Annotated in this window: 12 protein-coding genes; 4 read left to right on the forward strand and 8 right to left on the reverse strand. The window is 46.3% G+C overall.

Translation table 11 applies throughout. The features are described from left to right. Positions 1-153: 153 nt before the first annotated feature. Both EX191_RS11760 and EX191_RS11765 read left to right on the forward strand, forming a co-directional pair. Positions 154-1,419: a DUF1835 domain-containing protein gene (locus EX191_RS11760; RefSeq protein ID WP_193447805.1), complete on the forward strand. Its 1,266-nt coding sequence runs from the start codon at positions 154-156 to the stop codon at positions 1,417-1,419. A gap of 402 nt (positions 1,420-1,821) precedes the next feature. Continuing rightward, the gene (locus tag EX191_RS11765) at positions 1,822-3,126 is read left to right on the forward strand and encodes a dicarboxylate/amino acid:cation symporter (protein WP_005397791.1); all 1,305 of its coding nucleotides are present in this window, start codon (positions 1,822-1,824) and stop codon (positions 3,124-3,126) included. A gap of 105 nt (positions 3,127-3,231) precedes the next feature. Here the strand turns inward: EX191_RS11765 and EX191_RS11770 are convergent, their stop codons facing one another. From EX191_RS11770 to EX191_RS11785, 4 genes are all read right to left on the reverse strand, one after another. Further along, positions 3,232-3,606 carry a YkvA family protein gene (locus tag EX191_RS11770; RefSeq protein WP_074190348.1) on the reverse strand — a complete coding sequence of 125 codons (375 nt, stop codon included), beginning with the start codon at positions 3,604-3,606 and terminating at the stop codon, positions 3,232-3,234. 165 nt (positions 3,607-3,771) lie between these two features. Next, complete coding sequence (locus EX191_RS11775; protein ID WP_193447806.1) at positions 3,772-4,896, reverse strand: M20 family metallopeptidase; 1,125 nt, start codon at positions 4,894-4,896, stop codon at positions 3,772-3,774. A gap of 9 nt (positions 4,897-4,905) precedes the next feature. Continuing rightward, complete coding sequence (locus EX191_RS11780) at positions 4,906-5,373, reverse strand: YjiG family protein (RefSeq protein WP_005458317.1); 468 nt, start codon at positions 5,371-5,373, stop codon at positions 4,906-4,908. Next, a complete protein-coding gene (locus EX191_RS11785) occupies positions 5,373-6,110 on the reverse strand; it encodes a nucleoside recognition domain-containing protein (RefSeq protein ID WP_193447807.1) in 738 nt (245 codons plus the stop codon). Before EX191_RS11785 ends, EX191_RS11780 begins: the two co-directional genes overlap by 1 nt. 448 nt (positions 6,111-6,558) lie before the next feature. Here EX191_RS11785 and EX191_RS11790 point away from each other — a divergent pair, with 448 nt between their 5' ends. Together EX191_RS11790 and EX191_RS11795 are read left to right on the forward strand one after the other, a co-directional pair. Next, positions 6,559-6,846: a hypothetical protein gene (locus EX191_RS11790; protein WP_084742283.1), complete on the forward strand. Its 288-nt coding sequence runs from the start codon at positions 6,559-6,561 to the stop codon at positions 6,844-6,846. Between the two features lie 96 nt (positions 6,847-6,942). Further along, a complete protein-coding gene (locus EX191_RS11795; RefSeq protein ID WP_161444287.1) occupies positions 6,943-7,659 on the forward strand; it encodes a DsbA family protein in 717 nt (238 codons plus the stop codon). A gap of 67 nt (positions 7,660-7,726) precedes the next feature. Here the strand turns inward: EX191_RS11795 and EX191_RS11800 are convergent, their stop codons facing one another. From EX191_RS11800 to malQ, 4 genes are all read right to left on the reverse strand, one after another. Next, a complete protein-coding gene (locus tag EX191_RS11800) occupies positions 7,727-9,787 on the reverse strand; it encodes an alpha-amylase (protein WP_193447808.1) in 2,061 nt (686 codons plus the stop codon). Between the two features lie 180 nt (positions 9,788-9,967). Beyond that, the gene (gene mtgA, locus EX191_RS11805) at positions 9,968-10,645 is read right to left on the reverse strand and encodes a monofunctional biosynthetic peptidoglycan transglycosylase (protein WP_085342505.1); all 678 of its coding nucleotides are present in this window, start codon (positions 10,643-10,645) and stop codon (positions 9,968-9,970) included. 151 nt (positions 10,646-10,796) lie between these two features. Beyond that, positions 10,797-12,992 carry a 1,4-alpha-glucan branching protein GlgB gene (glgB, locus tag EX191_RS11810; protein WP_414718291.1) on the reverse strand — a complete coding sequence of 732 codons (2,196 nt, stop codon included), beginning with the start codon at positions 12,990-12,992 and terminating at the stop codon, positions 10,797-10,799. Positions 12,993-13,274: 282 nt separating this feature from the next. Continuing rightward, positions 13,275-15,455: a 4-alpha-glucanotransferase gene (malQ, locus tag EX191_RS11815; protein WP_193447810.1), complete on the reverse strand. Its 2,181-nt coding sequence runs from the start codon at positions 15,453-15,455 to the stop codon at positions 13,275-13,277. Positions 15,456-15,527: the final 72 nt, after the last annotated feature.

Here is a 15,527-nt window from a genome sequence, read left to right on the forward strand (position 1 = left end):
CAGCCTGCTCACGCCTAAAGCCCCCAACACTCGCGGAAAGAACTTGGTTCACGGCAACTCTTCTACCCTGCTCTGTGTAGCAGGCACAATCTGTTTTTACCTTCTTTTTAGCTTCTATTTAGGCGAGTGTGGAAGAGATAAGAAAGGTGAAAAATGAACTCTACAAATAGCTTCTTAATCAACATTAACCAACAAAAATCCGTTGCTAAAAAAAGGCTCAAAGCTATACGTCAACACAATGATGAGATGTTGGATCGAGTTAAACAATTTCACTCCAAACCAGAATCATTGGCTCCCAATACAATTCAATTAGCTGACGTTCAACATTCGCTAGCCAGAGAATTAGGTTTACCAAGTTGGAGTAAATTAAAAGCGCATGTCGAAGAGTTAGAAGCTCACAAAGACGCCATCAAAAAACACTTCCCTCCTCTTGATAGCGAGCTAAAAACGCTCCATGTCCGCTGTGGGCATGATATTCAGCAACGGCTTAAAGACAGCGGATTCGAGGGAACGTTTTTAGCCCTAATAGATCCGCTTTGTATTGGCCCCATACCAGCAACACCACAAAACTACCTTGCCATTCGTGCCCAATATGTCGTAGAGACTCTGCTGCCCGTGATGAAGCGTGAAGATTCAGTGCAGGATATTGTCAAATTTGAGCAAGCTAATATTGATACGCTGCTCAGTGATACATTTGAACGAATCGTCTTTTGGGTCGAACATGACAGCTATGACCAATTAATGCTGCTTCGTGCCCTAACCTTGTTAGAGAATGTAGAAAACAAGGTGATAGAGATCATTGAGTTGAACCAGTTCCCTGGCACTGAGCGATTCATGGGTTTGGGGCAGTTGCCTAAAGAGGCTATTCGCGCTTGTTGGCAATACCGTAAACCCGTGACAGCCAAATTATTCAGTCAGGCTAAACATTCCTGGCACGCTGTCACATCACCGACACCCATCTCTATGGTTAATTTGATCGAGCAGCATGATCTAGATTGCTTACCCAATATGCTCAACGTGCTAATACGCCATATGCAAGAGTTACCTCATTCACAAACAGGATTAAGCTTGACTCAGCAGATTGCATTAGAGGCCCTAAGTTCTCAAAATCGTTCAATTCTCATCAAAGATTGGTTTGAGCAATATAAACAACGTGAACCTCTACCTTACCTGGGTGATGTGATGTTTTACGCTTTACTCCTCCCTCTAGCACAATGTCAAACGCCTTTAATCACGATTGAGTCACGTGAAAGGGACTGGTGGGAACAGAGCGTCCATATCACTGAGGCTGGTCAGCATTGTTTGGAAGGCTTCATGCTAGCGAAGCAATGCTATTGGGTTGGGGGTATTAGCAATACCAATCAGAATTATTGGAGTTGGGATCACCTCCAATTATCTACATTGACCAACCATCATTGATTCAGCGGATAGGTAACATAAGCAGGGGCATAGACGGCTCGTTAGCCCCTTGTGTTCAGCCCAATACAAAAACAGTCAAAAAGAGACGGCTTCTAGCCTGAATAAAATCTAGATAGTTATGCAAGAGCAACACTCCTTAAAGATAATATGCACTCCATTTACTACCAAAAATAAATGTAAACACTCCTTCTTATCGGTTGTATGTTCGATAAAAGTGTTAAAATACAAACTTTTCGACCAGTCAAATAGTTAAGATTTGGTTAAAACTCTATTTTTATTAGTGATAAAGTTCACATCTATTAACCATTTAGAGGATTATTCTTTCGTATTTTCTCACTCCACTGCTACTCTGCTCGCCGCTTTGAAGTGAACTCAAGGTGCATAACTATAAGGAGTGTTCTCATGAATACCAAGAAACCGATGTCGCTAACCAGCCGCGTAATTTTGGGTATGGTAGCGGGTATCTTGACAGGATTTGCAATTCGCACACTTTTTGCCGGCAACGGATTTGTCGACGCATACATTGTTAATGGATTATTTGAAGTTGGTGGACAGATCTTCGTCGCCAGCTTAAAAATGCTCGTAGTCCCTCTAGTGTTTGTTTCACTAGTTTGTGGTACTAGCTCCCTCAAAGACCTTTCTACACTGGGTCGCATGGGTGGTAAAACCCTCGCTTTCTACGTTACAACAACGGCTATCGCGATTACGCTTGCTCTAACTATGGGTACTCTGTTCCAGCCAGGTGCTGGCGCTGACCTAACCGCAGCAAGTTCATTCAAATCAGCAGAAGCACCATCTTTGGGTCAGGTGATCATCGATATGTTCCCAACCAACCCTATCAGTGCGATGGCTGAAGGTAAAACCCTGCAAGTTATTGTGTTTGCGGTGCTATTTGGTATCGCGATCAGCGCAGCAGGCAAACCTGGTGAACGTATTGCAGCGTTCTTCTCTGATCTGAATGAAGTGATCATGAAACTGGTTGCGATTTTGATGAACTTGGCGCCTTATGGTGTGTTCTTCTTAATGGCGAAGCTATTTACTGGTCTTGGTCTGGGCGCAATCGTCAATCTGGCGGAGTACTTCTTAGTACTGGCGGGTACGCTTGTCCTGCACGGCCTAGTCACTTACAGCTTAATGTTAAAAGGTTTCACTGGTCTAAATCCAATTACGTTCCTACGTAAGATGGAAGACGCGATCATGTTTGCTTTCTCGACCGCATCATCAAACGCGACGATTCCAGTGACAATGGAAACGGCTAAGCACCGTATGGGGGTTGAGAACCGCGTATCATCGTTCACAGTACCACTTGGTGCAACCGTGAACATGGACGGTACGGCGATCATGCAAGGTGTAGCAACCGCCTTTATTGCTCAAGCCTTCAATATTGATTTAACTATGGGCGATTACCTAATGGTAATCATGACAGCTACATTAGCATCTATCGGTACTGCGGGTGTCCCTGGTGTTGGCCTTGTAATGCTAGCCATGGTATTGAACCAAGTTGGTCTGCCGCTTGAAGGTATCGCGCTCATCATGGGTGTTGACCGTCTACTTGATATGATTCGTACTGCGGTAAACATAACTGGTGACAGTGCAGTTACCGTCATTGTCGCAAAATCAGAAGGCGCATTGGATGAAGCTCGCTTCAACGATCCAATGGCAGGCGTAGCCGAAGAAGAAGTGCATCTTAAACGCGCTGACGCCTAAATCGTTTTACGATTACCATTCTGAAATTATATAGTCCTGTCTAAAACAAAAGCCCCGATGGAAACATCGGGGCTTTTGTTTTCTCCGCGTCTAGAAACGCTCTTTCTAATCCGCCATCGAATTCAATTTTTCTCTGGCTCGTTCTTCGTGTTCTTCAGTAATGGCATTGCCGACTGAGTTAGCGGCTAAGGTAAGCGCTGCCATGTCATCGGTAAAGCCGACGCCTGCTAACACATCTGGCACCATATCGGTGGGTAATACGAAGTAAGCCAATGCGCCACCTAAAATCGCCTTATGGCGAACGGCGGTGTTGGAATCTGTCATCGCGAGCCATGATTTTATGCCCATTACGGCAATTTCTTCACCCGCTTTCTTAACCGACCCTTTCATTTTTCGCCAGAATGTTTTCTCATCTGGCGCTTGCATCGTTTGATCTTTGGCGTCTTTCGGCGCCGACTTTACAGACATTGTTGTGCTCATCGTTGCCTCCGAAATTTATGACTGTGGCCAACATATTAATAAATCGAACCTGAACGCAAGATTAATAACAAGAAATGATAGTAAAGTGAAACAAAAACACAGATAGAAAAATCCCCAAACCGAAGTCTGGGGATCGTGATGTTGGGAACTAAGTTGTCGAGTTCGCTACTGAGCTATCTTCTCCAGTACACGCATCAGCATTTTGATACGTGGTTCGATAGACTCAAGCAACAAGTACTCTTGGTCACTGTGGAAACCTGCACCGATAGGTCCTAGACCATCCAAAGTTGGAATGCCAAGAATTGCCGTATTGTTTGCATCAGAGCCGCCACCCACTTCTTTCCAGTTGATGTCGATAGCCAGTTCACTTGCGGCTTCTTCAACTAATGCCATCAAGCTTTCAGTTTGCGCGCTTGGCACCATAGAAGGTTTGTAAGCTTCACGAACCAACTCGATGCTAACGCCATCAACAAATGGTGTCTCCAGCATGCCGTTTAGCTTGCTATCAACATCGTCGTACTCATCGTTATTCCAGAAACGCACATCCACGATCGCTTCAGCGTGCTCAGGGACGATGTTTGCGCCGTTACCGCCAGACACAATACCCACGTTTAATGTGGTACCAGATTCGAAGTTCGTCATGGCATTGATTGCGAGAATCCAGTTCGCCATCTCGGTAATTGCACTGCGGCCATTTTCTGGCTCGTTGCCAGCGTGCGCCGCCACGCCGTTAAACGTAATTTTGTAACGCGCCATGCCTTTGCGCGCTTTGACTAAACCGCCGTCTGCACGTGCTGCTTCTGCCACCAATACGTTCTTCGCATTTTTTGCAACAGATTGAATCCAGTCGACCGAATCTAACGATCCGGTTTCTTCGTCTGGGTTCATGCAGATACAAATCGACAGTTTATCCAACACCGCTTGGTCGAGGTTACGCATCGCGTACACAATATTCAGCAAGCCAGATTTCATGTCCGAGACACCCGGACCGTACGCTTTTTCAGCGTCTTGAGACATAGGACGTAACTCTGCGGTGCCGACAGGGAACACTGTATCCATGTGACCAATCAGCATCACGTCAACTTGCTCAGCCTCAGGCTTGTTTCGAACTTCAAGACCGATACCCGCTCTGCCACAGTCGATGCGTTTTACGCTCCAACCTGACATCGCTTGGTACTTCTCTTCAAATTGAGAAGCGATGAACTCAATGCCATCAGTGGTGTACGTACCACAATCGACATTAATGAGAGGACGAAGTTCTTCGAGATATTCATTGAGAGAAAACTGCATGATTGCCCCCTAAACAAACAAGTTCATGACTAGCATTGCGCCAAATGCGTTCAATACGGAAATCGCAATCATGATTGGGATATAACGACCTTCAGTACCGATAGGTCCCATAATTCGACCCATGTACTGAACCTGTGAGCCCATTAGGTAAATTGCAGGCGCAAGAATCGCAATGTGCGTTCCGTTCAAGATGCCTTGGTCAAACAATGTGATAACCACGCCAACTGCGCCGCCCATCGACATCCAAGCACCAATCAGCACCGCAGCCGCTTCACCTGGCAAACCAAAAACTGCCATTACTGGAGAAAATACCGAGCCCATCAAATCCAACGCGCCAGTAATCTGCAACGCTTTAATGATGACAAACGCCATAAGAACGTTAGGCACAGTTGATGTTGTCGCAATAACCCAGCCTTTTTTAGCGCCTTCAACGAAAATATCTGTCACCATCGGCTTACTTACTTTTACGTCACTCATTACGCCGTCTCCTCTTTTAAGTTCTCAGATTTGTTTTGATCTTGCTTGTCTTCTTTACCTTCTGTGATGTTTAGGTAGATACGGAATAAGTTCGCGCCCACAATTTTAAACAAGAACATCACCACAACCGCCAAACCAATAGAAGACGTTACGGCAAGCGAACCATTCGCCATCGTCAGCGTAAACAGCACCGCCCCTGAGGAAAAAAAGTTAACAATGGTGGCACCAGCGGTGAACTGGAACATAGTGAACACATCGGTTTCGCGTTTGGTAAGATGGCCTTCATCTTTAAGCTGACGAGTCATCGCCGCACCTGCATCGGTACTTTGCAGCGAAGCGATAAGAGCCAAACCAGAGTTACCTGGGATGCCCATTAGAGGACGTAGAAGAGGAGTAAGAAGCTTACGAGCTGCTTCAAGCGCACCATAGTGCTCAAGTACATTGATCATACCCAGTGCAAACATAACGGTAGGAATCAAAGTAAGTGCAAAAATGAAACCGTCACGTGCACCGCTACCACCAGTACCACGAAGCGACGTTGTTGCAACTTGCACACCGTCAGCCGTTTCGGTGACACCATAAGCCACCTTGCCGAAAGAGCCATTCAACGTGGTGAAATCAAATACGCCATACCATTCGTTCGATTGCATGAGACCAGAAAAGAAGACGACCGCAAACGCCAGTGCAACGTAGCACCCCAGCGTAACCTTGCGCTCGGTTTGAACAGGATTTTTCATAACATTACCTACACATGTGGGACAGGACACATATGTTCACTCGAATAATGTGCTAGAGAGATGATCAAAATCAATCCGCCTGCCGAACATTCTAGCGACTCAGTTATGAAGTTTTGTTTTATGATTTTAATCACATTTGAAAGATAATAAAAATTTGTGCTAACAATTAGGTATATTAATCTATATCGATACCTCTGGACTTCTTCATCAATCAGACCAATGATTCCAACGAATATTGCTTTCTACAACATTCATGACGTACTTCATACTTTGGCATTGAGGCGATATCGATTAACTCGAAAGTAACATTCCATAATGAAATTTAGGTTAGGATTGTCCGGTCATATTCAAACGGCATAAACCAGAATCAACAGGACTAGGCAGCCCATTGTTACGCTCACAACCTAAAATAGCCAAGTGGACACTCGCCCTCGTGTTTTGGGTGGTGATGGTATGTTTAAGCCAAAATTCCGGCTTCTCGAAAAGCTGCCCTAAGGCTCACCAAATACAGAGTCAGCAAGATGAAAGTGTGAATTTATCACCATCTTGCGACCTTTCAGAGAAGCTAGTTCAAGCGTACCAACACCAGTTGGACCATATTCTTATTCCATTTTTTCTGTTTGCTTTGATTGTGGCGCTGCCGATGGCATCCACAGCAATTCATTATCTGGAATACACAGAACCGATACCGGAAAAGTATCGGGTTCACCTAAAACTTTGCGTGTTTAGAGAATAAACCTAGCAAGGCGAAAGATCTTCTCGCCTGACTTTTGTACGTATTTTATTCACTTCACATAACAAACAACGAAATCTAAAAGTTTTAGGAAATATTATGACATTCACTCGTACACTTTTGACGTTAACGATGGCTATCGTACCTGCCGTATCTTTCGCATCAGAAAAGACCGCAGAACAAAAGCTAGAGGAAGTTACTCAGATACTAAAAGAGAATCCTCAAATTCTTGATTCATTACACCAAAACCTTCAAGAGTACATTGCGTATCAACAGTCATTTGGAGACACCTTGAAGGAGGTTCGTCACTATCTAAGTGATGGCAAACATTCCTCTTTTGGAGCTGAAAACCCTGAGTTAACCATTATTAACGTAACGGACTACAGTTGCCCTTTTTGTAAACGCTTAGAAGGAGAACTGGTCAAAGTTGGCAAAGAATATCCGCAGATAAAAGTGCTTAACCTCAATGTCTCTTTTAAAGAACAATACGAGAAAAACGGCTACAACTCGGCAAGTTACGCATTAAATGTTTGGCAAAACCAGCGAGATAAGTACGAACAAGTGCATGAGTTACTGGTGAAAAAACCGGGCGCACATGATGCACGTTCGTTAAAACAAATCGCGAAAAAAACGGGGACAGAAGCGCAGCTTGTCGACGACAAAGAGACCAAAGCGCTGCTTGATAAGAACTATCAGTATTTCACGCAACTTGGTTTACGCGGCACGCCTGCGTTGATCATTAATGATCAAGTCATTCCTGGCTATGTGCCGTTTGACGAGCTAGAAAAAGTCATCGACCAAGAACTGGCGAACTAAAACAACAAAGCCCTTCCTTGATAACTCAAGGAAGGGCTTTTTATTTATCGACATAAAGAGCGTTTAGTTACTTATTACGTCCTACAAACGCCACGACGACTTTGTCATTGCCAAGCGAGCGAGAGAACACATACGCGTCTTCTTGTTCAATCACTCGATGCTGACCTGCGCCAATGGCAGGGTGTGCTTGACGGAACTGACCAAGGGTTTGCCAATGTTTGAGCAGCGCTTGCTTCTCATCCGATAGTTTCCAAACCATATCTGAACGTGTGCCTTGGTGGAAATCATCCGCGTAAGGACCAATGTTACGACCCACTTCGTCACCGTAGTAAACCTGAACCGCACCTGGGCTCAGAAGCAGTGCATTCGCGGCGTTACGCTGCATGCCGTAGTCTTTGAAGCGAGAGAAGAACAACTCCGTATCGTGAGAAGACATGTAACTGACTGGGTTGAAGTCTTTCTCGTTCGCGATAGTGTCCGCATAGCTTTGGTAAGTGTCTGCCATTTGGCTAAAGCACGCCGCGCCTTTGTCTAGCTTCTTCTGCATATCGAAGTTGATCAACGCATCAAAACCATCATCGAAATAAGGGCTGCGATACGCGGTGTGTCCCCAGACTTCGCCCATCATCCAGAACGGCTGACCTGATTTGCCATTTTCTTTACGCCACTGTTCTAAGCTGTTCGATGCTTCTTCTTTTAGACGCTTCCAAACTTCACCTTCGACGTGTTTCACAGTATCGACGCGATAACCATCAATACCGAAGCGTTTCACCCAGTCAGTTTGCCACTCAATCAAGTAATCCGAGACGGTGTAATTGTCACGAGCTTCTACGCGAGTGCCAGGGTTATCTAATAGCCACTGAGCTGGTTTTACAGCTTTGCCTTGTTCAGTGATAAAGTCAGGCAGCCCCGCCAATGACATGGTGATGTCGCTACTGCCCGGAGCTGGGTAACCTGGCAAGCCGGTTCTTACCCAATCGCCGCCCCACCATTTAGCCCAGTTCGGACTCTGATAATCAATATTCTGGTGATAGCTATGCCAATTTTCACCCGTTTTTGGTTGCCAGTCGCCCCATTTCTTGGGCAGATCGGCATTAGGCTTTAACACATCGATACCGTCGAACTGTAGATCCGCCAATGTTGAGTAACCAGAATGGTTGATAACCGCATCCATCAAGACTTTGAGGCCTCGTTTGTGCGCCTCTTCCACCAGCGTTTTTAAATCTTCTTCGTTACCGAAGTTCTCATCAATCTTGGTGAAATCGCGCGTCCAGTAGCCGTGGTATGCATAAAACGGAAATGAACCACTATCGCCACCACCGACAAAGCCGTGCACTTGCTCAACGATTGGCGACAACCAAATCGCGTCTGTACCTAAGCTCTTAATGTAATCCAGTTTCTCAATCACGCCTTTAAGGTCACCGCCGTGGAAAGTACCTATCTCTTCTTTGCCGTCTTTTTTGCGACCATAACTGTTGTCGTTACTTGCGTCTGCGTTGTTGAAACGGTCAACCATCACGAAGTAAATGTTCGCGTTTCGGTAATCAAATAGCACCGCTTCTTTGGTTTTCTGTACAGGCTCTAAAAGCACTATGCCGCCAGAGTCTTTGCTTGGCGTCAGCGATACTTGCTGATCTTTTACTTCGACCATTTGACCAGAATAGGCATCACGCAACTTGGTACCATCTGGGAAGCTATCACCCAACGCAATGGTGACTTCTCCGCCTTGGTAAACCTCACATTGCACTTGTGGAATTGGGCGTTTGAACTCACTCTTGGCGGCTTTCTTAGGTTCACGCTTAAAACGCAGTGTTTTGGCTTCTGCATCAAAAGCAAAAGAGTAATCGCCGGTAAAGCGGATTTTTAACGGTAGTTCCGTTGGTTTTCCGCAGTTCAGCGCAAGAGGTTTATTGAACTTCACTTTCTGACCATCGGGGGCAATGCAGTCGCCTTCAACGCCCGTGATTTTAAGCGTGTATCCGTCTTTGGTTAGAGGCACAACCAAAGGCTGTTCTGCACTTAGTGGGAAGTCACGGCTGTTGGTCGTGGTAGAAATGGTGATGTTAGGCTCGGCGATGGCACTTGCCGACGCAAGCAATAAAGTAGTGGTAATCAGGTTCAGTTTCATCGTTCAGTCCATTGGCAGCACATGGTAACCATGCACATTTATTAGTTTTATTCACACTAATTGTGCCTAGATAAGAAACTGAACACATCATTCTAATTGCCTACGCCCCAAAGGTTGTGACGCTTCACATTTTATTGATATAGGGGCGTAGTTCTATTTAAGCGCAATGGATTGAGGGACTTAAAGTTGCACGCTGCCAAGATTGCTCATTTGGTTCATCGCCCATCTTGTGCGGCGAGCAGTGTAATCACTTTGTGGATAGACTTTGATTCGATATGGGTTTGGCAACACCACGGCTAAACGCGCTGCTTGCCACTTCGAGAGTTGCTTTGCACTGACACCAAAATAATTCTGCGCTGCTGCTTCAGCACCGTAAATACCGGGACCAAATTCAACCACATTTAGATACACTTCGAGAATGCGCTCTTTGCTCCACATCAGCTCCATTAGCAAGGCAAAGTAAAGCTCGTAAGCCTTGCGAACGTAGGAGCGAGAAGGAAACAAAAACACATTTTTCGCAGCTTGTTGGGTAATGGTGCTCGCGCCTCTCGACGGACCATTACCATCTGCCTCGGAAATCACGTCGAATAGCGATTCGAAATCGACACCATAATGATGAGGGAATTTTTGGTCTTCGGTCGCAATCACCGCTAACTGCATATTTTTTGAAATACGCGATAAGGATACCCACTCGTGTTGGCTGCTATCTGGATAGTTCTTTGGTGGCACAACAATGCGGCTTAACTTCCATCCCCATATTGGTGGATCGACATATTTCACCACACCAACCAAAACGATTGGGGCAATCAGTAATATCAACACCATTTTAAATAGAAATGACTTAAGCCTTTTCAACATGAGTGGTTCCCCAATGCATTAGCGATTGATGATAAACAAACCAGCGAGCTTGCCTGATTCAATCAGGAACAACAAGTTTTTGAGGTAAAAAACAGGTCAAAAAAAGCCCGATTTACAATGTAAAACGGGCTTAGAATTTGATTATACTGAATTATTTATTCAGCTTGTAGAACACGGTTGAAAGTGGTGGTAAACGAAGCTCAAGTGATTGAGGTAGTGATTCACTTTCGACTTTTTCCGTTTTCACACTAATCAGCACTTTAAAATCGCTGCCGCCGTATTTGCTGTCGTCCGTGTTCAGCAGTAGTTCGTATTGACCTGCATTTGGAACACCTAAACGGAAACGCTCGTGTGGTACGGGCGTAAAGTTGGTGATGATGAGAATACGCTCACCCTCTTTACTGATACGCTCGTGCGCTAGGATGCTTGCATCTGCCTCGTCTTGTAGACGCCACTCAAAACCAGCAGGAACACAATCTTGATCGTGCATCGCCGCTTCATTTCGGTACAAGTGGTTCAAATCACGCATCAGCTTTTGAACGCCTTGATGACGTTCGTATTCCAACAAGAACCATTGCAACTGATCATCGTGGTTCCACTCCGCCGTTTGGCCGATTTCCGCGCCCATGAAGTTCAGCTTTTTGCCCGGTTGACCATACATGTAACCGTAGTATGCACGTAGGTTTGCGGTTTGCTGCCATTCATCACCTGGCATCTTGTTATGGATAGAGCCTTTTCCGTACACCACCTCATCGTGAGAGAGAGACAAGACGTAGTTTTCGCTGTGCGCATAAACCAGCGGGAATGTGATGGTATTGTGGTGGTATTTGCGGTGAACAGGATCTTCTTTGATGTATGAAAGACTGTCGTGCATCCACCCCATATTCCACTTGAAGCCAAAACCTAAACCACCCATAAAGGTTGGCGCAGACACCCCCGGAAACGCCGTTGACTCTTCCGCAATCGTCATCGCATTCGGGAAGTGCTTGTACACTTCTTCGTTCATCCATTTTAAGGTTGCGATTGCGTCGTAGTTTTCGTTGCCACCGTCGACGTTCGGTACCCACTGATCGTGGCTACGTGAATAATCGAGATAGAGCATCGACGCGACAGCGTCCACGCGAATGCCATCAATATGGAATTGTTCAAACCAGTACAGCGCGTTCGATACAAGGAAGCGACGCACATGTTCACGGCCTAAATCGTAGATGTATGAGTTCCAATCTTGGTGCCAACCGCGACGCGGATCCGGGTCGTGGAACAGAGGCGTACCATCAAAGTTCGCTAAGCCATGATCATCCGATGGGAAGTGCGCCGGAACCCAATCCAGCACTACACCGATACCAGCTTGGTGACACGCATCCACGAAGAATTTGAAATCATCAGGTGAGCCAAAACGGCTGGTTGGCGCAAACAAGCCAACGGGTTGATAGCCCCATGAACCGTAGAATGGATGCTCAGACACAGGCATCAGCTCAACGTGGGTGTAGCCCATATCCACAAGGTATGGCACCAACTGCTCCGCGAGTTCGCGGTAGTTGAGGAAATCGCCTTTCTCGTTGCGCTTCCATGACCCTGCATGCAGCTCATAAAATGATAACGCTTCATCACGCTTTTGTGTCACTGCGCGATTTTGCCATTTGGCATCTTGCCATTGGTAACGCTTGTGATCGTAAGTAATGGACGCGAACGATGGGTACTGCTCAGAGTAAAAACCCCAAGGGTCTTGTTTGTGTGGCAGCCCTTCCCCATTTGGCCCTTTGAGCTCAAATTTGTACTGAACGCCTTCTTCTAAGCCAGGAATGAACAAACCCCAAATGCCATAATCTAAACGTTGCATTGGGTGACGACGACCGTCCCATTGGTTGAAGCAACCCACAAGGCTAACAGCCGATGCATGCGGTGCGTAGACAAGGAAGCGAACACCGGAGATGTTTTCACCGCCACGTTCTAGCGTGACAAAGTGTGCACCCATATAGTGATACATGTCTTTGGGCGTATGCAGATGCTCGTACTCTTGGTAAATATTGTGGTACTGGTACGGGTCATCAATAATTTGTTCAACACCATTCCAATCGACCGCCAAACGGTAGTGGGTCAGGTGTAAATCGCGTTGTTCTTTTAAGATAAAACCGCTGTCACCATCACGCTCAAGCGCTACGCGAGGTTCGCCATTAACAAGCAGTTCAACCTTGTTTGCGCCCGGCATCCACACTCGCAGCGATCCTTCGCCATCATCAATGAATGGCCCCAACGCCGAAAATGGATCAGAGTAAGCCGCCTCAGCCAGCAGTTCATATGCGCGTTCGTGTTGTTTCTTTATTTTCTTGGTTTTGGTGGTTTTCAAATCTTTCTCCCTAGAGCCAATATCCTTTTCAAGACCAGAAATCTGAATCAAACATCGGTTTCTCCACAGCCAACGTTGTGAACTCACAAAAGACTTCGCTTAAAACATGTATGCATCAAGCGATGTCAAAAACAAAAAATGCCCGCTATTGTCGCGGGCATAATAACGGTACTTCATCCTAACGGATTGTGTTTTCGGAATGAGTGACCTAGACGGAACTTTCGTACCTCTGAGCTAACAAAATTGGTAATCCGCTCATTCATCTACGTCACTCTACGCATCTTATTTGCTCGCCTGTGCGCGAACTTCAGTGAGGCGTTTGGAAATGCGATTCACATCTTCACGGCTGAAGATTTCATCTAGGTTCATCGACAATTTACGACGCCAGTTTGGATACTCATCCACCGTGCCAGGAATGTTGACCGGTTGATCCATTTCTAGCCAGTCTTCAAGCTGAACGCTAAGCAGTGCTGAGTCACCCGCAGCTACGTGCAGTTGCAGCGCTTCGCTTAGGTACGAGTCCATCGGTACGTACTGAGCATCATGACCAATGCCTTCTGGCAAATAGCCGTGCCAGCGAACGCTGTCTAAGATACCTTGCTTGCACTTCAAGCGATCAGCAAATAAGCCTTCCAACTGTTTCTCATCTGGGTAAAGGCCAATCTCACGACCCATTTTCAAATCATCGCAGTGCCAGAAACCACGCAGGGTTGGCATGTCATGCGTACACAGTGCCGCCATCGATTGCTCTGCGTAGTGCTTCGGAGAAATGAACCCACCGTCTTCTTTCGAAGTTTCGAAGAAGAACACTTTGTATGAGTGCACACCTGCATCGCGTAGGATATCGACGATTTCATCTGGCACAGTACCTAAGTCTTCACCAATCACAGAGCACTGATGACGGTGCGACTCAAGCGCTAGGATTGCGAGCATATCTTCCACTGGGTAGTACAAGTAAGCGCCTTCTGTCGCTTTCTCGCCTTTTGGAATCCACCAAAGGCGAAGCAGGCCAAGTACGTGGTCGATACGCAGTGCACCACAGTGCTTCATGTTGGCACGTAACAACTTGATGTACGCGTCGTAACCAGTCGCTTCTAAAACTTGAGGGTTAAGCGGTGGCAGACCCCAGTTTTGACCCAGAGGACCAAGTACATCCGGCGGCGCACCGATGCTGGCGTCTAACACTAAGTTACCGTCGTCGGCCCAAGTTTCACTACCTGAGTCGGCAACACCGACAGCAAGGTCACGGTACAAGCCCACAGCCATGCCTTTTTCTTCTGCCAGTGACTGCGCTTCTTTGATTTGATCGTCTGCGATCCACTGTAGGTACATGTACAAGTGAACGCGGTCTTGGTTGTCTTTGATGTATTTCTGAGTACCGGCTGCGTCGAATGTGCGGTATTTCTCAGGGAATACAGGCCAACCCCACATGTTTGAATCTTCTGCGTGTAAATCAGCATGAAGCGCATCGAATGCAGCTTGGTGTAATAAGCTGTCGCCACCTTTTTCTACAAAGTCCAAGAATGCACGAGCGCGGTCGGTGTTTTTATCTAAATGGCGAGCTTTAAACTCACTAAACAGCAGTGGAAGAACGCTCATTTTCAGTTGCGAAACTTCTGTGTAGTTCACCCAATGAGAGTCACGTACTTTTTGTAGGCGCTGTTGAAACTCTGCACTGCCAACACGTTGCTGAGCTTCAGCACTCAGTGCGAATTCAGGTACAGAACTTACGTCGATGTACATGATATTCAACCAACGACGAGAAGAAGGGCTGTATGGGCTCGCACCTTCTGGGTTCGCTGGGAACAGCGAGTGAATCGGGTTCAAACCAATGAAGTCACCGCCACGAGAAGCGATATCGCTCACCAACTGTTTTAGGTCACCAAAATCACCGATACCCCAGTTGTGCTGAGTACGCAGTGTGTAAAGCTGGATACTAGGACCCCATAGCTTTTTATGTTGGTTTAGATCGTCTTGTTTGAAACACGCTTTTGGCGTGATGATCAATGACATCTCGTAAGGCGTTTTACGACGCTTACGGCTGACAATCAATTTGTGATAACCCCAAGCCAAGTTCTTTGGCAATGCAAACACTAGAGGGCCACCCTCAGCACGCTCATCACGAACAATTTGGGACTGAAGATAGCCTTCAAGTACCTCTCCTTGTTCTGTTTCTAAACGCCAGCTGAATTCACTCTCACGAGCACTCGTACCTAGGTTTAGTTCCACTTCGACTGGTTCGCCGTCGCGTAAAACAAGAACAGGGGCTAGTACGTCTTTTTTATGTTTCTTTTCAGCAGAAGCCAATAGTTTTTCATCGCTGCTAGTATCGTAGCCAAGCGAAGCGAGCAAGCGGCGCAGCGTCTCCTCAGACACTTTTGCCTCATCTCCCCAAGCACTGACATAGCTATCAGCCAATCTCGCCATTTCCGCGACTTTCTTTAATGCTGTTTGTTCTTTCATCGCTTTCTCCGAAGGTAATACCAACACCTTCCATGTAGGGTTTTATTGTTATCAATAACTTCTTTTGGAAAA

The organism is Vibrio chemaguriensis, assembly GCF_012275705.1.
Taxonomy (GTDB): Bacteria; Pseudomonadota; Gammaproteobacteria; order Enterobacterales; family Vibrionaceae; genus Vibrio; species Vibrio diabolicus.

Bases quoted from the DNA above. Each gene is read 5' to 3' on its own strand.
- EX191_RS11770 (WP_074190348.1), bottom strand. From the start codon at position 3,606: ATGAGCACAACAATGTCTGTAAAGTCGGCGCCGAAAGACGCCAAAGAT.
- malQ (WP_193447810.1), bottom strand. From the start codon at position 15,455: ATGAAAGAACAAACAGCATTAAAGAAAGTCGCGGAAATGGCGAGATTG.
- EX191_RS11800 (WP_193447808.1), bottom strand. From the start codon at position 9,787: ATGAAACTGAACCTGATTACCACTACTTTATTGCTTGCGTCGGCAAGT.
- EX191_RS11775 (WP_193447806.1), bottom strand. From the start codon at position 4,896: ATGCAGTTTTCTCTCAATGAATATCTCGAAGAACTTCGTCCTCTCATT.
- EX191_RS11765 (WP_005397791.1), top strand. From the start codon at position 1,822: ATGAATACCAAGAAACCGATGTCGCTAACCAGCCGCGTAATTTTGGGT.
- EX191_RS11780 (WP_005458317.1), bottom strand. From the start codon at position 5,373: ATGAGTGACGTAAAAGTAAGTAAGCCGATGGTGACAGATATTTTCGTT.
- EX191_RS11785 (WP_193447807.1), bottom strand. From the start codon at position 6,110: ATGAAAAATCCTGTTCAAACCGAGCGCAAGGTTACGCTGGGGTGCTAC.
- EX191_RS11795 (WP_161444287.1), top strand. From the start codon at position 6,943: ATGACATTCACTCGTACACTTTTGACGTTAACGATGGCTATCGTACCT.
- EX191_RS11790 (WP_084742283.1), top strand. From the start codon at position 6,559: ATGGTATGTTTAAGCCAAAATTCCGGCTTCTCGAAAAGCTGCCCTAAG.
- mtgA (WP_085342505.1), bottom strand. From the start codon at position 10,645: ATGTTGAAAAGGCTTAAGTCATTTCTATTTAAAATGGTGTTGATATTA.
- EX191_RS11760 (WP_193447805.1), top strand. From the start codon at position 154: ATGAACTCTACAAATAGCTTCTTAATCAACATTAACCAACAAAAATCC.